Source organism: Ligilactobacillus salivarius, assembly GCF_035231985.1.
GTDB classification, from domain to species: Bacteria; Bacillota; Bacilli; order Lactobacillales; family Lactobacillaceae; genus Ligilactobacillus; species Ligilactobacillus salivarius.
The window spans coordinates 1,762,481-1,787,500 of the sequence record NZ_CP117983.1 but is presented as its reverse complement, the minus strand read 5'-3'; the positions used below and the strand labels follow the sequence as shown (position 1 = coordinate 1,787,500).

The window sequence follows — 25,020 nt, the reverse complement described above, 5'->3', positions numbered from 1 at the left end:
TATAGCCAAGCGGTAAGGCAACGGGTTTTGATCCCGTGATGCGCTGGTTCGAATCCAGCTACCCCAATTTTTGAGGATTTGATCCTTTCGTGGCGGTATAGCCAAGTGGTAAGGCAGAGGTCTGCAAAACCTTTATCACCGGTTCAAATCCGGTTACCGCCTTTAGTTCCTAAGGGTGCTAACTGTAAATATGCCGGTGTGGCGGAATTGGCAGACGCGCTGGACTCAAAATCCAGTGTCCGTTGAGGACGTATCGGTTCGACCCCGATCACCGGTATCAGTATTTAAGTCTTAGTTATAAAAACTAAGGCTTTTTAATTTCTAAAAAACAGGCATAATTTTTTGAATATAAAAAGCACTAATGAATCTATTTTATCAATTCATTAGTGCTTTATTAATATATGTTATTGAGCAGTTTCACTAGTACCGGTTTGAGCAGATGAAGATGATGCTGAACTGTTGGAAGATCCACTATTAGAACCGTTGACCTTATTCTCGCCCTGTTCATTTTGGATTAATTGCTGTTGCAAATCCGGAGAAATGCCATCAGAAGAAGAGGTGGTTGAAGATACAGCAGAAGAAGTAGTAGCACTATTTGTAGTATTTTCACTAGTTACTTCGGCAGTATCATCAATACTATTATAAGGTACCTGAGTTCCAATATTTAATTGAATAGAACTAATGTCTAACTTGTGTGATGATAATAGTACTAATTTTCCTTGTAATTTTTTGCCAACCTTTAACTTATATCCATTTACAAGAACGTTATGCGCATAGTGATTAAGTTTTCCCGTTGAAGTAAATTTGCTGCCATCGTCAGTTGTAACAGATAATGGTGTTTTGGCTAAATCAATAGTTTCTTCGCCAACATTAGTAACACTATAAGTGATTGTAGTGCGATAGTAAGTATCCCCAAGAGATGACTTATATTTGAACTTTCTTTCGGCCTCTGTGTAGTTATTACGATCATTTTCAACTTTTCTAGTAGTAACAGTACCTAAATGATATTTAAGTGATCCTACAGTATCTAGGGTTTGATTAATAGTATCAGTTGATGCTAGGCTTGAACTCACACGACTACTGCTAGATGAAGTTGTTTCCTGTTTATTATTGGAACATGCTCCTAGAAATAGCAATGATAATAACCCCATTAGAACATATCTTTTTTTCATTCTATTAATTATCCTTTCTGGTAATCTATATTATAATCAATAATTATTTTAACATATTTGAGTTAAAATGTTTCATGTGGAACAAGAATAGATTGAGGTAACGTGATAGTAGAAAATGTGTTAAAATAGTAAGTAGCTTTCATGAGAGGGCTATCAAAAATTTAGACTGTGAGGATGGAAAAGTGAAACGTTTGTTGGAAAAAGAATTTTGGCAGATACCAGAATTTTTAAGAAATAAACATTTGCGAATAATAGCAGTTTTCTTACTTATACTCTCCTTAGTCTGTGCAACGTTGGCATTTATTGTTAATGCCTGGTTAGGTATAATTGTCCTTCTGCTGATTTTATTGACAATAGGATTGTCTTTTATAACATTAAAACAAGTTATGCAAGATACCACACATTATATATCTGATTTATCGTATAAAATTAAGCGAAGTGAGCAAGAGGCATTGTTAAAAATGCCAATAGGAATTCTAATGCTCAATGATTTAGCAGAAGTTGTTTGGGTTAATCCAACTATGCAAAAGTTATTTGGGCAAGAAGAAATATTAGGTAAAAAGTTAACAGAGGCTGATGAAGAATTAGCTAAAGTGATCAATGATAATATGTCGAATAAAGATAGTGTTGAAATCAAATGGCAAGATAAAAGATTTAATATGTTAGTACAAAGTGATATTAACGTTGTTTATCTTTTAGATATTACACACTATGCTGAAATTCAGAAACAATACGATGATTCTCGCTTAGTTATCGGACAAATTTTTATTGATAACTATGATGAAGTTACCCAATCAATGAATGATACTAATATTTCCAATTTAAGTAATTATATAACGAATGAGTTATCATCATGGGCTAGTCAAATGGGAATGTTTCTAAAGATGATTGATGAAGATCATTATTTCGTTTTAGCATATACAAAATCATTAACACAGATGGAAAAAGAAAAATTCAAATTACTAGATCGTATTAGAGAAAGAACATCTAAGCAGAATTTTCCAGTTACTTTGAGTATAGGATTAGCCTATGGTGGTACTGATTTAGCTAAACTTTCTCGATTATCACAAAGTAATTTGGATTTAGCACTAGGACGAGGCGGAGATCAGGTAGTTGTAAGAGGAGTAGATGATTCTCAAGCTCGTTTTTATGGTGGTAAGACGAATCCAATGGAGAAGAGAACTCGTGTAAGAGCAAGAATGATTTCTCAAGCATTACAAGAATTAATGAGTCAATCAGATGATATTTTTGTAATGGGACATGCTAGACCAGATATGGATTCGATAGGAGCATGTTTGGGAATTAGACGGATTGCAAAGATGAATGGTAAGCAATGTTGGCTTGTGTTGGACACAGATAATTTGCATTCAGATATCCAAAGATTGCTAGATGAAATTGATAACTATCCAGATATCAAGGAAAGCATCATTTCTCCTGAAGAAGCTTTACAAAAAGCAACCAAGAAAAGCTTATTATTGATGCTAGACTTGTCTAAACCTTCAATTTCAATGAGTCCTGAATTATATGATCAACTCAAGAATCGAGTTATTATTATTGATCACCATCGTCGAGGTGAAGAATTCCCTGAAAATCCGATGTTGGTATATATTGAACCTTATGCTAGTTCTACATGTGAGTTAATAACAGAAATGTTTGAATATCAATCACGCTATAGTGATGATCCAATAAATAAATTAGAAGCAACAGCTATGCTGACGGGAATTATTATTGATACGAAGTCATTCTCATTAAGAACGGGAACTAGAACATTTGATGCTGCTAGTTATCTTCGTTCAGTAGGTGCTGACTCACAAATGTCGCAACATTTTATGAAAGAAAATGTACAAAGTTTCTTGCAACGAAATCATTTGATTGATAGAGTGGAATTTGTAGGGAATGGAAATGCGGTTGTAGTTGGTGAAAATGATCGTGCCTATGATCCGGTAACTGCTGCACAAGCTGCCGATTCTTTATTAACTGTTAGTGGGGTGCAAGCTTCGTATGTAGTGACTCACCGTTCTGAAGATATTATTGGGATTTCAGCTCGAAGTAATGGAGAGACTAATGTTCAAATTATTATGGAAAAAATGGGAGGCGGAGGACATTTATCTAATGCCGCTACTCAAATTGAAGATAGAGATATTTTGGATGTTAGAAAGCAACTACTTGATTTAATTGCACAAACAGAAGAAAATAATACAGAGGAAACTGATTAGGAGTGATTAGTAAATGAAGATTATTTTTACAGAAGATGTTCGAGGTAAAGGACGTCGTGGAGAAATTAAAGAACTTCCAGATGGCTATGCTAATTTCTTAATTAAGCAAAATAAAGCAAAGCAAGCTAATGCACAAGCAATGAGCCAATTAAAGGGTCAAAAACGTGCTGAAGCTAGAAAAGAAGCAGAGGAACTAGAAGAAGCTAAGAAGTTTAAAGAACTACTTGAATCAGGTGAAAGAGTAGTAGAAATGAAAGCTAAGGCTGGAACTGATGGACGTTTATTTGGTTCAATTACTAGCAAACAAATTTCTCAAGAACTTGAAAAGCAATACGGTATGAAAATTGATAAGCGTAAAATGGAATTACGTGAACCAATTCGTACAATGGGATATGTAAATGTTCCTGTAAAACTTCACAATGAAGTAACAGCTAAAATAAGAGTTCATATTTCTGAAAAGTAAGAATTAAAATGATGAAAACATCCAATGGTAGATAGTATTATCTAGTATTGGATGTTTTTATATATTAGTCAAAAATAAAAAAGTTAACAAAAAGAATTACTTTTATTATGTAATTACATCTTAAAAAAGTTATAATTATAAAATGTAATATTGAACGGAAAGGAGCTTCTAAGTGAATAACGACATAATGACGGATAATTTACCACCACAAAATATAGAAGCTGAACAAGCGGTCTTAGGTGCTATCTTCTTGAATACAGATGCTTTAGCAGATGCGATGGAATATGTGGAAGCTGATGATTTTTATCGAAGAGCACATCAAATTTTATTCCAAGCAATGGTAGATTTGAACAATGATGGTGAAGCAATCGATGTATTGACAGTACAAAACTATCTGACTACTAATAATCAATTAGATGACGTTGGTGGAGTTGCTTATATTGCAGAATTAGCAACATCAGTGCCAACAGCAGCTAATGCTGGATATTATGCTAAAATCGTTGAAGAAAAGTCTATGTTGCGTCGCTTAATTTCTACTGCAACAAATATTATAACGCAAGCAAATAACGGTGATGATGACGTACCATCTCTATTAGATTCAGCTGAACGGCAAATAATGGACGTTTCAGAGCGAAGAAATCGTAGTGGGTTTAGAGAGATTAAAGATGTTTTAAATGAGACATTGAGTGATATTGATAGATTATCACAGCAAAGTGAAGATATTACAGGTTTACCAACTGGATATAGAGAATTTGATAAGATGACGGCAGGTTTACAGCCAGATAATTTGATTATTCTAGCTGCTCGTCCTGCTGTAGGTAAGACAGCTTTCGCCTTGAATATTGCTCAAAATGTTGCAACGTCTACGGATACAAGTGTTGCTATTTTTTCTCTTGAAATGAGTGCTGAGTCTTTAGTAAATCGAATGTTGTGTGCAGAAGGTTCAATAAATGCTAACCATTTACGTACAGGGCAATTAGATGAAGGAGAATGGCAAAATTTAATCGTTGCAATGGGGGCTTTATCAAACACCTCAATCTTTATTGATGACACTCCAGGTATTAAAATGGCCGAAATCAGAGCAAAATGTCGTCGACTAGCAAAAGAAAAGGGTAATTTAGGTTTGGTAGTTATCGATTATCTGCAATTAATTGAAGGTAGTAATAAAGAAAGTCGCCAACAAGAAGTATCTGAAATTTCACGACAATTAAAGAAATTAGCTAAAGAATTAAGTGTGCCAATTCTAGCCTTATCCCAACTTTCACGTGGAGTAGAGCAAAGACAAGACAAACGTCCTGTATTATCTGATATTCGTGAATCTGGATCTATTGAACAAGATGCGGATATAGTTGCTTTTCTATACCGTGATGATTACTATGAACGTGGAGAATCTAAATCAGAAGACGATGAGGATGATCAAGATTCATTAAATCAAGATGTTGGTGAGGTTGAATTAATCATTGAAAAGAACCGTGCTGGAGCTAGAGGAACAGTTAAATTATTGTTTATTAAATCCTATAATAAATTTTCAAATATTTCATATGCTCAAGAGCCGCCAATGTAGAAAATATTATTCATAAAACTTTTCCTATGATAGAATATAATTATACAAATAATTATAGATAGGATTGATTAGAATGTTAATTTTGGGTATTTTAGTAGTAATAGTGATTATTGCTTTAATATGGCGATATTTTTCACACTTAGTAAACCCAACTGATACTAAGGTAGAAGGTGGGATCAATAAATCTTTAATACTATATTTCTCACCTGCTGGAAAAACTAAGCGTTTAGCTCATTTGGTTCAACAAGAAACTAGTGCAGATATTATTGAAATCGAAGGTGTAAAAGAATATAGCGGTGATGATAAAGCACGTGCTTTTCGTGAATGGATAACAGGTGCTACACCAGAAGTGAAGAACAAGCTTGATAATATTGATAAGTACGATATGGTTTACTTGGCTTATCCTATCTGGTACGATACTGCTCCAATGATTATGAAGCAAGTTATTAAAAAGCATAATTTTAGTAACAAGTATGTAGTTCCTGTAGTATCGCTTAATAAGGCTTCTCAAGGCAGTGGACGCAGTATACGTTTAATTAGGCATCACGCACCTCGAGCAAAGGTATTACCTCGTTTATTGTTACAAGACGATGGTAAAGATTTGCAACGAATTCAAGAATATTTGAAGCAAATTAACATGAAATAATATAGGTAAAAATACTCGATCTATTGTCGAGTATTTTTTAATTATATACATGAACATATAATTAAAACACGAATTTAATTGATGATAATTTGCTAAAAAGGTTTTATTAAAGTTAAAATATTCGGTTTTTACTTGAATATAATCGTTTTTCTTGTTACAATTATCGAGGTTGCGTTGGTTTGATTGACGCAAAAGTTATGGTTATACATAAAATATAATTACGAGGTGGATTATAATGTCATCAGTAGTAGTCGTTGGTAGTCAATGGGGAGACGAAGGAAAGGGTAAGATTACAGACTTTCTTAGTCAAAATGCTGAAGTTATTGCACGTTACCAAGGTGGCGATAATGCAGGACATACAATTGCATTTGACGGAAAAACATATAAATTACGCTTGATTCCATCAGGTATTTTTTATTCTGATAAGATTAGTGTTATTGGTAATGGGGTAGTTTTAAATCCCAAATCCTTAGTTACAGAATTAAAGTACCTTCATGATAATGGAGTATCAACAGACAATCTTCGTATTTCAAATCGTGCTCATGTTATCTTGCCATATCATATCGTTTTAGATGGCTTACAAGAAGCTGCTAAAAAGGATAACAAGATTGGTACAACAAATAAAGGTATTGGACCAGCTTATATGGATAAAGCAGCTCGTGTAGGTATTCGTGTTGCAGATTTATTAGAAAAAGATACTTTTGAAGAAAAATTACGTACAAACCTTGAAGAAAAGAATCGTTTATTTGAAAAAATGTATGGTCATGAACCATTAAAATTCGAAGATATTTTTGAAGAATACTACGAATATGGACAAGTACTTAAAGATTATGTAACAGATACATCTGTTATTCTAAATGATGCATTAGACTCTGGTAAACGTGTCTTATTTGAAGGAGCACAAGGTGTAATGTTAGATATTGATCAAGGTACATATCCATTTGTTACATCTTCAAATCCAGTTGCTGGTGGAGTTACTATTGGTAGTGGTGTGGGACCAGCTAAAATTGATAAAGTTGTTGGTGCATGTAAAGCATATACTTCTCGTGTAGGTGACGGTCCATTCCCAACAGAATTACATGATGAAATTGGCGATCATATCCGTGAAGTAGGTCATGAATATGGTACAGTTACTAAACGTCCTCGTCGTATAGGTTGGTTTGACAGTGTTGTTATGCGCCACTCAAAACGTGTTTCAGGCTTAACTAATTTATGCTTAAACTGTGTTGATGTATTAACAGGTCTTGATGAAATTAAGATTTGTACAGCATACGAATTAAATGGTGAAAAAATTTATCATTATCCAGCAAGTTTGAAGGAATTATCTGCATGTAAACCCGTATATGAAACATTACCAGGTTGGAAAGAAGATATTACTAACTGCAAGACATTAGAAGATTTACCTGAAAATGCTCGTAACTATATTCACAGAATTCAAGATTTAGTAGGTGTAAAGGTATCTACATTCTCTGTAGGTCCAGATCGTAAACAAACAAATGTCTTAGATAACGTATGGGCACATATTTAATTTAGGATAAAGATATTAGAAGAAAAAGATGTAATAGGGGCTAATACAGCTTTTATTTCATCTTTTTATTTTTTATTGAATTATAATTTAAAAATTATATAAAATTAGAAATAATTCTATGAATAACACAAAGAAGTTAGAGTATACCTTTATATGAAGAATTCTTCAATATTTGAATGGAAAGTTACATACTATAAAAATATGATTAAATTAAGGTATTTGCTTAGAAATACAGATAATTTTCTAAATTCATATTAAAATAATTTTTTTAAAGGCTAGGAAACCGATTAAATTAACGATAGGGCTGATATGTTTAAAATTAGAACAATATTAAGGCTTTATTTTTGTCTAAAATAGATATACAATAAAAAAGTGCTAATTAACAAGAACGGATGTTTGTATATAGGAGGAAGAGTTATGGTAATGACAGAAGAGCGTTTGAGTTCAACTCAAAAGATAATTCAGCAGGTAATGAATGAGCGAAAGCTATCTTATAAAGAAGCTATCGCTTTCCTTCTAGAATATACAGAAAAAAGGTAGTGATTAAAAATCACTACCTTTTTTGTAATTCATTAATTTTTATCTTTCAAGCTTTCGATATAAGCAAATGCTTCTTGTCCTGCAATACCTGCATCGCCAACAGCTGTTGTAATCTGACGTAGAAACTTAGAACGAACATCACCAATAGCAAAAATACCTGGAACACTTGTTGCCATGTGATCGTCAGTTACAATCCAGCCCTTATCATCAGTAATGCCAAGTTTTTGGAATGGTTCACTCATTGGAACTGAGCCAACGTAGATAAATACACCATTGGCTTCGATTTCACCATCTTCACCAGTTTTTTTATTATGAGTCTTTACACCTGTAACCTTTTTATCATCGCCAATAATTTCAGTTACAATTGTATCCCATGTGAAGTGCATTTTATCATTAGCAAAAGCACGATCTTGTAAAATCTTTTGTGCACGTAACTCATCACGGCGATGAATTACATTAACAGAAGATGTTAATTTAGCAAGATACATACCTTCTTCAACGGCAGAATCGCCGCCACCAATAACTACAACGGGTTTATCACGGTAGAAAGCACCATCGCAGACAGCGCAGTAAGATACGCCACGACCACTATATTTTTCTTCACCAGGAACACCTAATTTGCGATATTGAGAACCTGTGGCAATAATAACAACGGGTGCTTCCAACTCGCCATCATCAGTCTTAACATGCTTAATGCCATTATCATCAACGGTAAGATCTTCAACATTACCATAGACAAATTCGGCACCAAATTGTGTAGAACTTTGGAACATCTTTTCAGCTAAATCTGGACCTAAAATAGATTTAAAACCAGGATAATTTTCAACCTCAGCTGTGTTATTCATTTGACCGCCATATACACCACGGTCAAGCATAGCTACTTTTAAATTAGCACGAGAGGCATATAAAGCAGCTGTCATACCACCAGGGCCAGCCCCAATCACAATTACATCGTATTTATCAGACATTCAGTGATACCTTCTTTCTTTTTAATTATCTTAACTATCATATCATACTTATTAATAATTGAAGTAAAGTAAGTCTTGAAATACCAATTTAATATTACTTACTTTTTACAAGTAATAATATAATACAAGATATTATATTTTGCAACATGTTTGTTTACTAATTCTTATCCCAAGGTAAATGTAAAGATATATGCTGATTTAATTCTTTTTGACGAGCGAATTTTTTAGTTTTTTCTAGTTTACGGTCTTTGTATCCAGCACAAATAATTTTTTCTTCTTCAGTTATAGGAGTAACTTGGGGTAGAATGATTTGTTTATCTGGTACAACAAAAGTTAAAAATGCCGTTAATCCTAAAAATCTTTCGCCAGTGGTTAAATGTTCACCGATAATTTTCGCAAAAACTTCAATTGAGCGGGAGCCAACGCCACTAACGTATGATTCGATACATAAGGAATCATTAAGGATAAATGGTGCTAAAAAATTAAGTTCATCAACTGATGCTGTAACATTGCTAGCTCTAGCAAGACGAATAGCGGAAATAGAGGCAGTGCCATCTAACATTTCTAAGAGTCTACCACCGTATACGGTTTCATGTTCATTTAAATCACTAGCTAAAACACGATGGCTAGTAATAGCTAGAGTTTGTCTACATGTTAAATCTTCCAAGTATAACAACCCTTTCATAAAAATTACACATATAATTATAACAGTTAATGATTGAAATTAGATTATTAAGAATAAAAATGATAGATTTAAAATAGATAGTGGAAAGGAATGAAACTATGGAAAAGAAGACATTTGTAATTCCAGTAGGGTTAGTGGGGCTATATGCAGTGTTACTGGTTATTAGTGGAAGAATAGTTCAGTTATTAAGTTTAAATTCCAGTAATAGTAAGACATTTGCCTCTGTAATAATTAATTTTGTGATATGTGCGTTATTTTTATGGCTTAATAAAAAATATATAGGAGTAAAAATCGACTTTAAATTTACTTTTAGCTTTTTTAAGAGACATATAATATTGGCTACAGTTTTAGCAATTATCACAATTTTAATTGTTATAGGTAATGTAAAAAATCTTCCACTGGCATTAATGGTATCTTTACAGGCAGGAATAGTTGAAGAGGTAATATGTCGAGGTATTATTAGTAAATGTATTTATAATGATTTAAACAAAGTAGAGGAAAAAAGAAGAATATGGATAAGTGCGATTTCTTCAGGTCTAGCATTTGGAATGTTACATTTTATCAATCTTTTTAGGCAAGGACTACTACCTACTATTAATCAAGTTATAGCGGCTGCAGCAATAGGGATGCTTTTTGGGGTAATATATTTAGTATATAAAAATTTATTTGGAACGATTTTTATTCATTTTTTGAATGATTTTTGGATTATTGCAGTAACAGGTACAATTACTGAGCAAGATTCAGGTACTATAGCGATGATTATTTCTTCAGTGCTATATTGGATAATATTAGGATTTATTGCATGGCGAATTATCAAGAAAAAAGTAGCATAGAATAATGTAGAAGGGAAATAACCTAAATGAAAATAATAATTTCTCCAGCTAAGAAAATGGTAGAAGATACGGACAGCTTTGATATTAGTAAATTACCAATATTTAAAGACAAAGCAGAAGTGTTATTAACATGGTTAAAGAGTAAAAACTATGATGAATTAAAAAATATTTGGAAATGTAATGATAAAATTGCCAAACTTAACTATGATAGAATTCAAGATATGAATTTAGATGAGAACTTAACACCAGCAGTTATGGCATATTCAGGGATTCAATATCAAGCAATGGGACCACAAGTTTTTATGCAAGAAGCACTACAAAGAGCAGCAAAAGATTTATATATCATATCAGGATTTTATGGAATTTTAGGAGCGATGGATGGTATTACGCCATATAGATTAGAAATGCAGGCAAAAGTAGATATTAATGATCAACATACTCTATATCAATTTTGGGGTGACAGTATATATCAAGAATTATATAGAGATAATGAATTAGTAGTAAATTTAGCTTCTAAAGAGTATTCTAAAGCCATTGAGAGATATCTAAAGCCTCAAGATAAATTCATCATTTGTTCGTTTAAAAAGGAAAAGAATGGTAAATATGTACAACAGGCAACAGCTGCTAAGCAAGCACGTGGTGATATGGTAAGGTATATTTTAGAAAATAATATTAAAGAAATTGATGAAATAAAGAACTTTTCAGTAAATGGATATCAATATGGACCTCAATTTTCAACTGATACTGAATTAGTGTTCATTAAAAACTAAGTACGTTTCACGTGAAACAAAGTATAAGTGTGTTACACTATACTTATAAATAGTTAGCAAAGGGTGGGCTTTATGATTGAAAATGAAACAATTAAACATCAACTAAATCATCGTGCAATTAGGGCTTTTAAAGATCAAACTTTGTCAGAAGAACAATTAACGACTTTATATGAAGTAGCTAGACATACAGCTACTAGTATGTTTATGCAACAATTTAGCATCTTACATATTACTAATGAGGAGAAACGTAAACAAATTAGAGAAATAACAGGTCAAAAATACGTAGGAGCTAACGGTGATTTATTTATTTTTGTCATTGATTTATATCGAAATAAACAAATTCGCAAACAAATGGGAAATGATGATGGGCGCTTGCATACAATGGATATTTTCTTTCAAGCATTTCAAGATACAATGTTAGCAGTCCAAAATGTAATTAATGCTGCTGAGAGTATGGGACTTGGAATAGTACCTTTAGGGACGGTTAATGATGATCCTAAAGCAATGTTAAAAGTATTAGATTTACCAGAACTCACATACCCAGCTTTGGGCTTACAAATTGGTGTACCAGATCAAGAACCACAATTAAAGCCAAGACTTCCATTAGAATTTACAACTTTTGAAAATGAATATCCACGTGATTTTGAAGTTAGTGAGCTGAAAGATTACGATGAAATAGTACAAACATACTATGATTTACGTGATGCTAATCGAAGAATTGATTCATTTACTAATCAAATTAACGGAAAAAAATTGAATACACATCAAAATAAACGTGATGACATTGTAGAAGCTATTCATAGTCAGGGGTTAGCACTAGATTTTAATTAATTTATAATTTAGGGTTGACAGCAGATAATAGAAAAGATATTATTATGGCATAATAATTAGAAATAGCTAAGAAAAGATGAGTAATTAATGTGAGTATCACTAAAGAGAGTCGTGAATGGTGAGATGCGATGTGTTGAAAGCTTAATGAAGATGGTCTTGGAGCTAGATTATCTGTGAGCCATGGCAAGCAGATAACAGGGGTCGCCTGTTATAGCGAACGAGTATAGCTTGTATAGTGTACTTAGTGAGGATATTACTGTGAGGTAGTATCGAATAACGGGTGGTAACACGTGAATAAGATGATGACACGTCCCTAGAACAACATTTGTTGTTCTAGGGATTTTTTTATTTTTATACGAAAGAAAGTAGGAAAAAATTATGACAAAGACGATTAAAGATTTAGCACATTATGATATTGTAGGAAGTTTTTTAAGACCTGAAGAATTAAAAAAAGCACGCAAAGATTTTTCAGAGAGAAAGATTTCTCAAAATGAATTAAAGGAAATTGAAGATAGACTAATCGATGAGTTGGTGGAAAAAGAAAAAGAAGTGGGGCTAAAGGCTGTGACAGATGGAGAATTTAATCGAGGCTGGTGGCACATTGACTTTCTAGAAAATTTAGATGGAGTAGAAGGATATGTTCCACAAACAGGATATAATCAACAATTTAAAGGGACTGATGCACCTGCTTATAATGTTCGAGTAGTAGGGAAAGTAAAATTTAATCCCGATCATCCATTTTTGAAGAATTTTTCTTATCTTAAAGAAGTTGCAGATAAAAGAAATCTCATAGCTAAAGCTACAATTCCTAGTCCAACAATGTTATATCGTCAGGAAATTTTAGCTAACGATGGTTCTTCAAAATTGAAAGAAATTTATCCCAACGTAGAAGAATTCTATGCGGACTTATCGCAAACTTATGCTGATGCAATTAAAGCTTTTTATGATTTAGGTTGTCGATATCTACAATTTGATGATACAAATTGGGCGTTTTTAGTTGATAAAAATAAACGTGAATCTTTATTAGAAAAAGGTATTGATCCCAAAGAAGCAACAAAAATTAGTAAAGAAATTATCAATAGTGCATTAGCGAATAAGCCTGATGATTTAATAATTACAACTCATGTATGTCGTGGAAACCATGCATCTTCTTGGTTATTTTCAGGTGGATATGAAGCTGTTGCAGAAGATTTATTTTCCACAGACTATGATGGATATTTCTTAGAATTTGACGATGCACGTTCGGGTAACTTTGAACCATTGAGATTTGTTCCGGCTGGTAAAAGAGTGGTATTAGGACTAGTAACTAGTAAAAAACCTGAATTAGAGGATAAAGATGAATTGAAACAAAAAATTCAGGAAGCAACTAAATATGTTGATTTAGATAATTTAGCATTAAGTACACAGTGTGGATTTGCCTCAACGGAAGAAGGAAATAAACTTACAGAAAAAGATCAAGAAAACAAACTGAAATTAGTAATTGAGACTGCTAAGGAAGTTTGGGGAGATTAAAATAAATTTTTTACTAAAAGAAGGTGAGAATGATGACAGTACAAGCTGTAAATGGAATAGCTTTAGCACAAAAACAATGGAAAAATAAACTGGATGATAAACAAAGTTTAGAAATATTAATTGTAAATTTAATGCCAACTAAGGAAACAACAGAATTACAATTTTTAAAGTTATTGGAAAAAACAAAAATTAATTGTAGAGTGACTTTTGCATATCCTGATAGTCATCATTTTCATCATGGTAATAGTGAGATTATAAAGAAACATTATCTGCCCTTAAGCAAGGTTTTACAGCAAAACTTTGATGGACTAATAGTTACGGGGGCACCAGTAGAACATCTGGATTTCACAGAAGTAGATTATTGGGATGATTTTCAAAAGTTGGTTGAATGGAGTAGACAAACAAAAATTTATACGATTTTTGAATGTTGGGCTAGTCAAGCAGCTTTGAAAGTAAAATTTGATATTGATAAGTCACCTTTAGTTTCTAAATTATTTGGAGTTTATCAAGCAGAAAAAATAAACATGAATAGTTCCTTTTTATTAGGTTTTGGAAGTGGGGGACCAATTCGAATGCCACAGTCTCGACATACTAAATTAATCTTACCGGCAAAATTACCTGATGAGTTGCAGGTATTAGCTAAGAGTCAGGAAGTAGAAGCGTTTTTATTAGCGACTACAGATCAAAAGAATTTGTTTATTACTGGTCATCCAGAATATGATACAAGAACGTTAGATAGAGAATATCGACGGGATTCAGAAAAGGGAAAACCAATTAGTAAACCTAATAATTACTATCGAAATAATCAGATAGTTAATCAGTGGGTTCAAAGTAGTGTCAAACTATATACGAACTGGTTAAACCTAATTCATACAACTTAGAAAAGAGGAATAATTATGACAATTCAAGATCAAACAAAAGCAACAGATAGATTCGAAACTTTACAAGTACATGCTGGACAAACAATTGATGAGACAGGATCAAGAGCAGTGCCTATTTACCAAACAACATCGTATGTTTTTAAGAATGCACAGGAAGCAGCGGATAGATTTGCATTGAGAGATGCAGGAAATATTTATACTAGGTTAACAAATCCTACCACTGATGTGGTTGATAAAAGAGTGGCAGCGTTGGAAAAAGGAAGTGCAGGTATAACATTAGCAACTGGATCAGCAGCTATTACATATGCGATATTGAATATTGCAGGACAAGGTGATGAAATTGTTGCTGCTAGCACACTTTATGGTGGTACTTATAACTTATTTAGTATTACTTTAAAACGATTAGGGATTAAAACAAATTTCGTAAATCCTGATAATCCTGCAAACTTTGAAGCAGCAATTAATGATAAGACTAAGGCAATTTATGTAGAGAGTATTGGAAATCCCGGAATTAATTTAGTTGATTTTGAAGAGATTGGGAAAATCGCTCATAAATACGGTATTCTCTTTATTGTTGATAATACTTTTGGAACACCATACTTAGTACGCCCACTTGAACATGGAGCAGATATTGTCGTACATTCTGCTACAAAATTTATTGGTGGTCATGGAACAACCATGGGTGGAGTAATTGTTGAAAAGGGAGATTTTGATTATGAAGCTAGTGGACGTTATCCAGACTGCACAGAACCTAATCAACAATATGAAGGGTTGAAATTTGCAGATATCAAAGGCGCAGCTTTCACTACTAAGGTACGAGCTGAAATTGGTCGAGATACTGGTGCTACAATTAGTCCTTTCAACTCATTTTTACTATTACAAGGTTTAGAAACATTATCCTTACGAGTAGAACGTCATGTTGAAAATACAAGAAAACTAATCTCATTCTTGAAGTCTCGCCCAGAAGTAGCATGGATCAATTATCCAGAGTTAGAGGACAGCCCATACTATAATTTGGCACAGAAATATTTCCCTAAGGGTGTAGGCTCAATCTTTACCTTAGGGTTAAAAGGTGGTAAAGAAGATGGTAAGAAATTAATTGAAAATTTACGACTATTTTCTCTATTAGCAAATGTTGCGGATGCTAAATCTTTAATTATTCATCCAGCTTCAACAACACATGCACAATTAAGTGACGAAGAATTGAAAGCAGCTGGAGTAACACCAGAATTGTTAAGAATTTCAGTTGGAATTGAAAATGCAGATGATTTAATTGATGACTTCGCTCAAGCTTTGGATAAATTGAAAGATTAAAAATATAAGTTATAAAAAATACTGGTAATCATGCAATTACCAGTATTTTTTTATGATTAATCGATGACTAACAGTGATTTAATAGTCTTACGATCTGCCATATCTTTATAAGCTTGATTAATTTCACCAAGACTATAACTATGAGTAAAAACTTTTCCAGGATTGATTTGTCCATCAAGTACAGCTTTAAGTAAAACCTTTTTATCATAAGTTGTAACAGAAGCAGGACCACCAGCTAGAGTAACGTTACGATAGAATGTAGTAGCAGGGTTCATATCTTTTCCGTGAGGTAGACCAACTCTACCAATAAAACCACCAGGACGGACAACACCTATAGCTTGTTCAGTAGATGCTTGAGCGCCTACACATTCGAGAACAGCATCAGCACCAGTTCCACCAGTTAGAGCAATAACTTTAGAAATACCTTCTGCTCCACGTTCAGCAACAATATCAGTAGCACCGAATTCCAAAGCTAAATCTTGACGATCCTTATGACGACTCATCATAATAATTTGAGATGCACCTAACATTTTAGCTGCAATAACAGCACATTGACCAACAGCTCCATCACCGACAACAACTACTTTATCTCCAGGCTTAACATGAGCTGTTCGAGCAGCATGATAACCAGTAGCCATAACGTCAGATAGAGTAAGTAATGATTTCAACATTCCTTCACTATAATCTTCGGGTTTACCAGGAACTTTAACTAAAGCCCATTGAGCATATGCAAAACGAATATATTGAGATTGGAAACCAACGCTAAAATTATCTTCATGATCTTGACATACACCATCAAAACCTGCTAAACAAGCTGCACAATGACCGCATCCATGTGTAAATGGAACAATCACAAAATCTCCAGGTTTTACAGTTGTTACATCAGAGCCTACTTCTTCAATAATGCCTAATGCTTCATGACCACTATTAACGGAATGTGTTTCTTTACTGTCTAATCCAGAATAAGCCCATAGATCAGAGCCACAAACACATGCACGAATAACGCGGATAATAGCATCACCACTATCTTGAATTGTAGGTTTGCTAATTTCTTCTAAACTGACTTTACCCTTATTTTCAAAAACTGCACTTTTCATTGAAGACACCTCATTTTTTAAATCTATTCTACAGTTAAATTCTAAACCTTTGAGTTAACTCCAAGGCAAGAAAAAGTTACTTTAATTTTGGTAAATGTTGATTAAGAAAGTCGTAGAAAAGTTTATTTTCTTTAGAATAGTGCTTTTTATTTAATCTGGCTAAAAACAAATTAAATGATGCAGGATTTTTAATTCGTTTAATAATAATGTTATCAGTAGAGGAAAATGTTGGGACTAGCGATGGCATTAAAGTAATTACAAAATTGCGTTGAATAGCATCTGTTAGATATTGCCATGAAGATGATGTGTATGCAAAATGAGGCTCTAGTCCACGTATTCTAAATTGTTCCATTACTTTAAAGTAGGTCTGGTATTTGTCTGATAAAGAGACAAGCGGATATTCAGCTAGATCTTCCCAAGTTAGTATTGCCTTTGAAGTAAGAGGATGTCCTAGGGGAAGAAAGGCCACAATCTCATCTTCAGCAACTAAACGCACATCAGCTAAATCAGGTGGTAATTCAAAAGGATTAACTAGTAAAGCAAAATCAAATTTTTTTTGTAAGAAATCATGTAGGATATTTACACCACCATCCTCAATAATTTCAATGTGGATATTAGGATGTGTACTTTCAAAATCAATGAAGAGGCCAGGAAATAAAATTTGTGGGGTACTAGCAATAGCTCCAAATTTAATAAGCGAAGGTTCAGTTCCAAGTTGACGCAATTCATTTTCTAATTCTTCGTATTTCTCTAGAATATCTAACATTATGGCATAGAGAATTTTACCTTGTTGACTTAGTCCAACTAAGCGATGCTTATCTCTTGTAAAAATATGCACATGATATTCGCTTTCAATTAAATTTATTGATTTACTGAGAGCGGGTTGACTGATATGTATTTTATGAGCCGCTGCAGTAACATTGAAGTCATTTTCAACAATGGCTTGGATATATTTAATATGATTAATTTCAAAACTCATAACGTATTCTCCAATATAACAGTGATAGTCATTAAAATTTTTATGATTAACTAAATTTTTAATCATAACCTAAAGTTATAATAACATGATTAATAGAAATTAGAAAACGATTACTTTTATACCTATAGTATTTTATAATTATATATGTGAAATATATAACTTGATAAATCCTATAAGGAGGAATTTTAGATGGTTAAAGTAAATAATTGGAATGCTGAGTATGATGTAGTTGTTTTAGGGTTTGGTGGAGCTGGAGCCACAGCAGCTAGATTTGCCGCAGATGAAGGAGCAAAAGTTTTATTAGTTGATGCTGCTCCTGAAGGCAATGAAGGTGGTAACACTCGTTATTCTGCTCAAATGATCAGTGCAAGTGATGACTTTGAAGCTGAAAAGAAATATTTCGCAGCTCTAACAGACCCGATGACACTGGACCAAGAAATAGCAGATACTTATGTTGAAGGTATGGCAAATATGGCTAAATATCTGAAAGAACATTTAGGTGTGGAACCTTATCAATATAAGCGCGATTATTGGAATAATCCTAAATTCGCAGCATTGAGGAAAGCTATTATTGATAATACAGTGGAATATCCAGAATTTGAAGGTAGTGAACATCATGATATTTTATCAGTTAGTTTGGGATTCTTTGATGGTGCTTTGTGGAAGATGCTAAGACAAAATGTAGTTGATCGTTCAGATAAGATCGATGTATGGTTTAGTTCACCAGCTCGTCATTTAATTCAAGATCCTGCAACAAAAACTGTAATAGGGGTTCAAATTGAACGTGATCATGTATTGAGAAATATCAAAGCCAATAATGGTGTAGTTATGGCTACTGGTGGTTTCGAAAATAACCCAGAAATGTTAGAAGATTACTTAGGTGCATCCAAGTTAGTGCCACTAGGAACCTTATATAATAAGGGCGACGGAATTAAGATGGCAACTGAAGTCGGTGCTAGTTTATGGCACATGAATAACTATGAATCTTTAGGAATGCTCCATGGACTAGCATTTACAGTTCCAACAGGTAAACGTGGTAAATTAATTTTGGGAGATTGGAAAGCTATTTATGACGGCAGTGTCTTCCTTGCAGGAGATGATGGTACACGCTATTATCCTGAAGATATGACTAATAGACATGGCCATGTTTATAGTCATGGTTATTGGAAAGTTCCACAAAATAATCATCATCCACATATTATTTTTGATAAAAAACAATACGAAAAATTTGCAGATAAAGAGACAAGTATCTACCCACAAGCACTAGATATGGTGATTGAAGCTAACACACTAGAAGAATTAGCTAAAAAGATAGGTGCTGTACCAGAAAAATTGCAAGAACAAGTGGCAGAGTTTAACTTCTTTGCAACTGAAAGAAAGGATTATGCATTCCACCGTAATTCAGAAACGATGCAAGCATTTGATGCTGAGGGTCCATACTATGCCTTATCAGTATCACAAACAGTTTTAAATACACAAGGTGGGCCACGCCGTAATGCACGTGCTGAAATTTTGTCCAATGATGGTACACCTATTCCACATCTTTATGGAGCCGGAGAACTCGGTGGTATTTCTGCTGGACGTTATCAAGCTGGAGAAAACATTGCTGAATGCTTAATTTTTGGTAAAATTGCAGGCTTAAATGCAGCTCGTGTTAAAGAAGAAGTTTTTGAACATACAACAGAAGAAATGGACGCTGTATCTTCAGCATCTCAAACTGAAAAAAAGGTCAATTTAGGTAGTGACTTAGATGTTAAAGAAACTTATATGGTAGGTGCAAACCAATATTTAGGAAGAAGTAATGCTGGTGTAGGTAACGAAGTTGTAGTTAGAATTACAGTAGATGATGATAAAAAATTAAAAGATATTGAGATTCTAAAACAAAGTGAAACTGGAATTGGAGCCCAAGCAATTGAGAGTATGCCAAAAGAAATGATTAGTAAGAATACTTACGATGTTGATAGCATTTCAGGAGCATCAGCAACAAGCAGGGCTTTAAAAGAAGCTGTAAAAGATGCGATGAATAAAATTTAATTGAAAAAATTGAAGTCCAAAAAATAGTGAAGTAATACGATTTTTTTGGACTTTTTTATTAGATTAAGATAATAAAAAAATGAATAAACGTAGTTGACAGATTATAAAAAAGTGTTAATATGATGACAACGAATAGAGAGATTAATAGCAATGACGAGGACAGTAGTAAATTTTTACGCTTAAAGAGAGTTTTCGGTTGGTGTAAGAAAACAGTATGGAAGTTTACGAATATCACCTTAGAGCTGAAAATGCGAAGAGTGTTTTTAGGTTGTACCCTTTAACGTACTAGCGTATCGCTTAGAGAAGTCTAAGCCGCACGTGAAAAGAGATGTTGATTAATTTTTGTTGATCAATAAAAATAGGTGGTACCGCGGAAACGCCCTATAGAAGTTTAATTACTTCTATAGGGCGTTTTTAATTGCTTAATAATTTTTCTCAATAAAATTATGAGGTGAATTACTAATGAGACAAGGAACAAAACTTTTAGAACTAGATAATGGATACCATCTATTTACTCGAAAGGAAGGGGAAAGTCCCGTTAAGATGTTATGCGTACATGGTGGCCCTGGAGGAAATCATGAAGAATTTGAAAACTTTGCTCAAAATTTAAATGATAAAGGTGTAGAAGTTTATACCTACGATCAATTAGGTTCGTTTTATTCAGATCAGCCAGACTTTTCTTTGGAAGAAAATAAACATTATTTAACGCTTGATTATTATTTGGAAGAACTAGAAGAAGTTAGAAAAAAATTGGGATTAGATAATTTTTATTTAGTTGGTCATTCATGGGGCGGACTTCTAGCACAAGAATATGCTTTAAAATACGGAGAACATTTAAAAGGCTTAGTTGTTTTTAGTATGATTGACAATATTGAAGAATATACAGCTCATATCAACAAGTTAAGAGAAGAAATGTTTAATAGTTTAGAAGTTCAATATATGAAAGATGTTGAAGAAGCTGAAAATTTTGATGATCCAATGTATCAAGAATTGTTGAAAAAGCTCTATGCTAAATATGTTACTAGACATCCAAAAGTTTCACATATGGTCAATACAATGGCAACAGATGTATACAATTATTTCCAGGGAAATAATGAATTTGTGATGGTAGGAACTTTGAATGGTTGGAGTGTACGAGATAAGTTAGCAAATGTAAAAGTACCTACTTTATTGACATTTGGTGAATTTGACACAATGCCATTAGATGTAGCTAGAAGAATGCAAGATACTTTACCAAACTCTAGATTGGTATTAACTCCGGACGGTGGACATTGCCACAATGAAGATAATCCAGAAGCATTCTTCAAGAGCTTATACAAGTTTGTATCAGAAGTAGAAGACGGAACATTTGGAAAAGAATAGTGACGATTAAGGGAGAAGATGAGAATATGAAATTCAAGAAAGTATTGCGATTAGTTCCAGTTGTTTTAGCAGGCACATTCTTACTAGCATCGTGTTCAGGAAAGAATAGTTCAAAGGACACATTAAAGTTAATGCAAACAGCTGAAATTCAATCGTTGGATAACTCTAATGTAGCAACTTTGCCTCAATGGAATGTGCTGGTTCAGTCAATGGAAGGTCTATATAGAATGGACAAAAATGGTAAGCCAGTAGCAGCGATGGCTACAAAAGTTGTAAAACCAACTAACAATGGAAAGACTTATACCTTCCATATCAGAAAAGATGCTAAGTGGTCTGATGGTTCTAAAGTTACAGCTCAAGATTTTGTAACTTCATGGAGAAGATCAGCAAGTCCATCAGCTAAATCAGGATATAACTACATATTTACTGGAATCAAAAATGCTACTAAAGTTTCAAGTGGTGAATTGCCAGCTTCTGACTTAGGTGTAAAAGCATTAAATGACACTACACTTCAAGTTAAGTTAGAGTATCCAATGCCTTACTTTAGTCAAATGATGGTAATGCCAGCTTTCTTCCCACAAAGTACAAAATACGTTAATAAAGAAGGAAAAAGATATGGTACTTCAAGTACAAGATTAGTATATAACGGACCATTTAAGGTAACAGGTTGGACCGGTACTAATGAAAGTTGGGATTTAACACGTAATAAGTACTACTATGATAAGAAAGATGTTCATCTGAAGAAAATCTCTATGCAAGTAGTTAAAGATTCAAATACTGCTCACCAATTGTTCCAAGATAATAAGTTAGATGATGCATTAGTTACAGGAACTACAGCTCAAGGTTTGCAAAAAGATAAAGATCTGAAGCATGTATATAGAGCAGGAACATATTATTTAAGACTAAATCTACAAAATAATAAAGCTTTCCAAAATCAAAAATTAAGACAAGCTTTGTATCTAGTTTTAAATAGAAAACAATTAGCTAATAAAGTACTAAGTGATGGATCAACAGCAGGAGATACTTATGTTGCTCCTAGATTAGCTAAAGATCCTACTACAAACAAAGACTTTGCAACAGAAATGAAGCCTTCTACAACTTATGATTTGAAAAAAGGTCAAGAATTATGGAATGAAGGTTTGAAGGAACTTAATAAGAAGAAAGTAACATTGACACTTGTTACAGATGATCAAACAATTTCTAAGAATGTAGGTCAATTTGTTCAATCACAAGTTGAAACAAAATTAAAAGGTGCAGAAGTGGATGTAGTATCTGTCCCTGCCAAGAGTGCTAGTGATAAAGTAAGCAACGGTAATTTTGATATGAATTATACTTTGTGGTTAGCTGATTTTGCAGATCCAATCAGTGATTTCGATGTATTATCTAAGACTAATCCACAAAATTATGGTAAATATGCTAGTGAATACTACAACAAGCAATTGGAATTAGCTAAGCAAAATGGTACTGATACTAATAAGTATTGGGAAAATATGAGAAACATGCAAAAACAATTAAATGATGACATGCCAGTAGTACCATTGTATACAATGACAGAAAGTCACTTAGTAAATAGCAACTTAAAGGGTGTTATGTGGCATTCAGTAGGTGAAACAGACTACACAAGAGCATACTTCGGTAAGTAATAAATAAAGATTGAGATTTAGATCTCTAAACTAAAATAATCGCTAAAGATTAACGTTTTAATTACGTAATCTTTAGCGATTATTATTTTGTGTATTATATTTTATTGATATAAAGCTGTAGAAAGATAACGTTCACCATTGTCAGGAGCGACAGTAATAACTTTCTTACCCTTACCTAATTTTTTAGCCAATTCAATGGCACCATGAATGTTAGCACCGGCAGAGATACCAGGTAGGAAACCTTCCTTTTTAGCAACTTCACGTGCAGTTTCAAATGCTTCATCGCTTGAAACTTCTACAACATCATCATAAATTTCACGATCTAAAGTATCAGGGATAAAGCCAGCAGAGATACCTTGAATTTTGTGTGCACCTTTTTTACCTTCTTTGAGTAGTGGAGATTCAGAAGGTTCAAGAGCATATACTTTTACATCAGAAGAAGCCTTCTTTAGAGCACGACCGATTCCAGTTAGAGTACCACCAGTACCTACACCAGCAACAAAAGCGTCTGGTAAATTATCGCTACCAAAAGCAGCAACAATTTCTTTACCAGTTGTAAGTTCATGAATTTCAGGGTTAGCTAAGTTCTTAAATTGCATAGGCATGAAGTAACCCTTAGTTTGAACTAATTCTTCAGCTTTAGCAATGGAGCCTGCCATACCTTCAGATCCTGGTGTGAGAATAAGTTCAGTGCCATAAGCACGCATTAATTTTTTACGTTCATCACTCATAGTTTCAGGCATAGTAATAATTAAATGATAGCCTTTAGCAGAAGCTACTGCAGATAAACCAACACCAGTATTACCAGAAGTTGGTTCAACAATAGTATCACCTGGTTTTAAAATGCCATCTTTTTCAGCTTTTTCAATCATTGCTAAAGCAATTCGATCTTTAACTGAACCTGCAGGATTAAAGAATTCAAGTTTTACATAAACATCAGCAGCATCTTCAGGTACAACATGATTTAATTTCACGATAGGTGTATTTCCAATAGTATCTAAGATAGAATTATAAATTTTTGACATAGGGAGTCCTCCTTTAATGATTAGTTATTGTAGTAATCCAATTTTTAAAGAATTTTTTTTGTGTATTTTCCCAAGTAAATTGGGGTTGGCTCATATTATTATCATCCTTAAAGTATCCTGTTGGTTTTGCCAAGCCAACAGCATCACCTCCTCGAGCATTTAATTCGCGGTGATATTCCTTTATAAAGGCATTAGGACCGTATTCTAGGTGTGAGAATAAGAAGTGTTGAGGCTTATTTTTTGCAGACACTAAGAATAAATGTCCGGTTGATGAATAAGCATTAATAATTAAGTCTTTAGATGAAAGAATGTCATCTTTATTCATTTCAGCGTAACGTGCATGCGGTGCCAAGAAACCACTAGTTAAACCCTTAAGTAAATTACTTTGGTTAGTAACTTTTTGTGGATAAATACCAAAAAGTTTAGCATCTAACATTTCTTTATGAATACCGTAGAAGTAATTAAGAGCAACCATACCACCCCAGCAAACATAGAGTTGAGAGATATTTTGCTTTTCTAAAGCATCCATTAGTCCCTGTAATTCATCAAGATAAGTAATATCTGAAAATGGTAATTTTTCTAAGGGCGCACCTGTAATGATGAAAGCATCCATCTGACGAATTAATTTTAAATCTAATGGTTGAGATATTTTAGCCACTAATTCTGGAACTTCACGATTCTTATAATGGTTAACAGGATAGAAATAAGTTATTTCTAAATTTTCACCTGTATCTCTTAAGACTCTAGAAAATCTTTTTTGAGTATCTTCTTTGTCATGCATAAGATTTAAAATTCCAATTTTCAATGGTTGCCGCGACATTCTTACCACTTCTTTCTACACTAAAATTTTAACTTACTTTATCGGTTATGTATTTAAAACAATAAAAGGCACAGAACAAAGATAAGATTGTCCTGTGCCTTGATATCTACCAAAAGAATACATGCATACTAAATGGT

At 33.4% G+C, this 25,020-nt stretch carries 22 protein-coding genes, 3 tRNA genes and 1 other annotated feature (1 of these 26 running past the window's edge); of the genes, 18 read left to right on the top strand and 7 right to left on the bottom strand.

All coding sequences use genetic code 11. The features are described 5' to 3' along the window. The 3 genes from PTA89_RS08750 to PTA89_RS08740 all read left to right on the top strand — a co-directional run. Positions 1-67, top strand: a tRNA-Gln gene (locus tag PTA89_RS08750); it begins 5 nt to the left of the window's first position. Between the two features lie 24 nt (positions 68-91). Further along, positions 92-162 (top strand) — tRNA-Cys (locus PTA89_RS08745). A gap of 30 nt (positions 163-192) precedes the next feature. Next, positions 193-277: transfer RNA gene (locus tag PTA89_RS08740), tRNA-Leu, on the top strand. A gap of 127 nt (positions 278-404) precedes the next feature. Here PTA89_RS08740 and PTA89_RS08735 read toward each other — a convergent pair. Beyond that, positions 405-1,172 carry a hypothetical protein gene (locus PTA89_RS08735; protein ID WP_160994029.1) on the bottom strand — a complete coding sequence of 256 codons (768 nt, stop codon included), beginning with the start codon at positions 1,170-1,172 and terminating at the stop codon, positions 405-407. Between the two features lie 182 nt (positions 1,173-1,354). Here PTA89_RS08735 and PTA89_RS08730 point away from each other — a divergent pair, with 182 nt between their 5' ends. From PTA89_RS08730 to PTA89_RS08705, 6 genes are all read left to right on the top strand, one after another. Next, positions 1,355-3,388, top strand: a complete 2,034-nt coding sequence (locus PTA89_RS08730; RefSeq protein WP_034983741.1) for a DHH family phosphoesterase — start codon at positions 1,355-1,357, stop codon at positions 3,386-3,388. Positions 3,389-3,401: 13 nt separating this feature from the next. Further along, positions 3,402-3,851, top strand: coding sequence for a 50S ribosomal protein L9 (gene rplI, locus PTA89_RS08725; protein WP_003700898.1), 450 nt, complete (start codon positions 3,402-3,404; stop codon positions 3,849-3,851). Positions 3,852-4,023: 172 nt separating this feature from the next. Then, positions 4,024-5,415, top strand: a complete 1,392-nt coding sequence (gene dnaB, locus PTA89_RS08720; protein ID WP_003705626.1) for a replicative DNA helicase — start codon at positions 4,024-4,026, stop codon at positions 5,413-5,415. 73 nt (positions 5,416-5,488) lie between these two features. Next, on the top strand, positions 5,489-6,061 hold the full coding sequence (locus PTA89_RS08715) for a flavodoxin (RefSeq protein WP_003705625.1): 573 nt from the start codon (positions 5,489-5,491) through the stop codon (positions 6,059-6,061). Between the two features lie 235 nt (positions 6,062-6,296). Next, on the top strand, positions 6,297-7,589 hold the full coding sequence (locus PTA89_RS08710) for an adenylosuccinate synthase (protein WP_044005550.1): 1,293 nt from the start codon (positions 6,297-6,299) through the stop codon (positions 7,587-7,589). Positions 7,590-8,006: 417 nt separating this feature from the next. Then, a complete protein-coding gene (locus tag PTA89_RS08705) occupies positions 8,007-8,129 on the top strand; it encodes a hypothetical protein (protein WP_283599306.1) in 123 nt (40 codons plus the stop codon). A 32-nt stretch (positions 8,130-8,161) separates the two neighbouring features. On the opposite strand, the gene trxB is transcribed toward PTA89_RS08705, so the two are convergent. Further along, a complete protein-coding gene (trxB, locus tag PTA89_RS08700; RefSeq protein WP_324177221.1) occupies positions 8,162-9,097 on the bottom strand; it encodes a thioredoxin-disulfide reductase in 936 nt (311 codons plus the stop codon). 157 nt (positions 9,098-9,254) lie between these two features. Further along, positions 9,255-9,782, bottom strand: a complete 528-nt coding sequence (locus tag PTA89_RS08695; protein WP_034982991.1) for an acyl-CoA thioesterase — start codon at positions 9,780-9,782, stop codon at positions 9,255-9,257. A gap of 98 nt (positions 9,783-9,880) precedes the next feature. Here PTA89_RS08695 and PTA89_RS08690 point away from each other — a divergent pair, with 98 nt between their 5' ends. The 6 genes from PTA89_RS08690 to PTA89_RS08665 all read left to right on the top strand — a co-directional run bounded on the left by PTA89_RS08690 (position 9,881) and on the right by PTA89_RS08665 (position 15,923). Next, positions 9,881-10,615, top strand: coding sequence for a CPBP family intramembrane glutamic endopeptidase (locus PTA89_RS08690; RefSeq protein WP_255819923.1), 735 nt, complete (start codon positions 9,881-9,883; stop codon positions 10,613-10,615). A 26-nt stretch (positions 10,616-10,641) separates the two neighbouring features. Then, positions 10,642-11,385, top strand: coding sequence for a peroxide stress protein YaaA (gene yaaA / locus PTA89_RS08685; protein WP_324177220.1), 744 nt, complete (start codon positions 10,642-10,644; stop codon positions 11,383-11,385). Positions 11,386-11,457: 72 nt separating this feature from the next. Next, positions 11,458-12,216, top strand: coding sequence for an NADPH-dependent oxidoreductase (locus tag PTA89_RS08680; protein ID WP_160994031.1), 759 nt, complete (start codon positions 11,458-11,460; stop codon positions 12,214-12,216). Positions 12,217-12,594: 378 nt separating this feature from the next. Beyond that, complete coding sequence (locus tag PTA89_RS08675; protein ID WP_003708881.1) at positions 12,595-13,728, top strand: 5-methyltetrahydropteroyltriglutamate--homocysteine S-methyltransferase; 1,134 nt, start codon at positions 12,595-12,597, stop codon at positions 13,726-13,728. Positions 13,729-13,757: 29 nt separating this feature from the next. Further along, the gene (locus PTA89_RS08670; RefSeq protein WP_087249931.1) at positions 13,758-14,609 is read left to right on the top strand and encodes a homoserine O-acetyltransferase/O-succinyltransferase family protein; all 852 of its coding nucleotides are present in this window, start codon (positions 13,758-13,760) and stop codon (positions 14,607-14,609) included. Positions 14,610-14,624: 15 nt separating this feature from the next. Continuing rightward, positions 14,625-15,923: an O-acetylhomoserine aminocarboxypropyltransferase/cysteine synthase family protein gene (locus tag PTA89_RS08665; RefSeq protein WP_003708878.1), complete on the top strand. Its 1,299-nt coding sequence runs from the start codon at positions 14,625-14,627 to the stop codon at positions 15,921-15,923. A gap of 56 nt (positions 15,924-15,979) precedes the next feature. Here PTA89_RS08665 and PTA89_RS08660 read toward each other — a convergent pair whose 3' ends face one another. Both PTA89_RS08660 and PTA89_RS08655 read right to left on the bottom strand, forming a co-directional pair. Beyond that, on the bottom strand, positions 15,980-17,020 hold the full coding sequence (locus PTA89_RS08660) for a zinc-binding dehydrogenase (RefSeq protein ID WP_003708877.1): 1,041 nt from the start codon (positions 17,018-17,020) through the stop codon (positions 15,980-15,982). 76 nt (positions 17,021-17,096) lie between these two features. After that, positions 17,097-17,999 (bottom strand): LysR family transcriptional regulator, encoded by a 903-nt coding sequence (locus PTA89_RS08655; RefSeq protein WP_113895961.1) that lies wholly within the window; start codon positions 17,997-17,999, stop codon positions 17,097-17,099. 189 nt (positions 18,000-18,188) lie between these two features. Between PTA89_RS08655 and PTA89_RS08650 the strand changes: the two genes are divergently transcribed. The 3 genes from PTA89_RS08650 to PTA89_RS08640 all read left to right on the top strand — a co-directional run bounded on the left by PTA89_RS08650 (position 18,189) and on the right by PTA89_RS08640 (position 23,038). Then, on the top strand, positions 18,189-20,033 hold the full coding sequence (locus PTA89_RS08650; RefSeq protein WP_160994034.1) for an FAD-dependent oxidoreductase: 1,845 nt from the start codon (positions 18,189-18,191) through the stop codon (positions 20,031-20,033). Between the two features lie 141 nt (positions 20,034-20,174). Beyond that, positions 20,175-20,420 (top strand) — a binding site (T-box leader). A gap of 75 nt (positions 20,421-20,495) precedes the next feature. Then, entirely contained in the window at positions 20,496-21,395 is a 900-nt protein-coding gene (locus PTA89_RS08645) for a proline iminopeptidase-family hydrolase (RefSeq protein ID WP_113895959.1), read from the top strand. 26 nt (positions 21,396-21,421) lie between these two features. Next, positions 21,422-23,038 (top strand): peptide ABC transporter substrate-binding protein, encoded by a 1,617-nt coding sequence (locus PTA89_RS08640; RefSeq protein ID WP_113895958.1) that lies wholly within the window; start codon positions 21,422-21,424, stop codon positions 23,036-23,038. Positions 23,039-23,139: 101 nt separating this feature from the next. Here the strand turns inward: PTA89_RS08640 and cysK are convergent, their stop codons facing one another. Then, positions 23,140-24,063, bottom strand: a complete 924-nt coding sequence (cysK, locus tag PTA89_RS08635; RefSeq protein WP_003705607.1) for a cysteine synthase A — start codon at positions 24,061-24,063, stop codon at positions 23,140-23,142. Between the two features lie 13 nt (positions 24,064-24,076). Further along, positions 24,077-24,883, bottom strand: coding sequence for a homoserine O-acetyltransferase/O-succinyltransferase family protein (locus PTA89_RS08630; protein ID WP_087448463.1), 807 nt, complete (start codon positions 24,881-24,883; stop codon positions 24,077-24,079). Between the last annotated feature and the right edge of the window lie 137 nt (positions 24,884-25,020).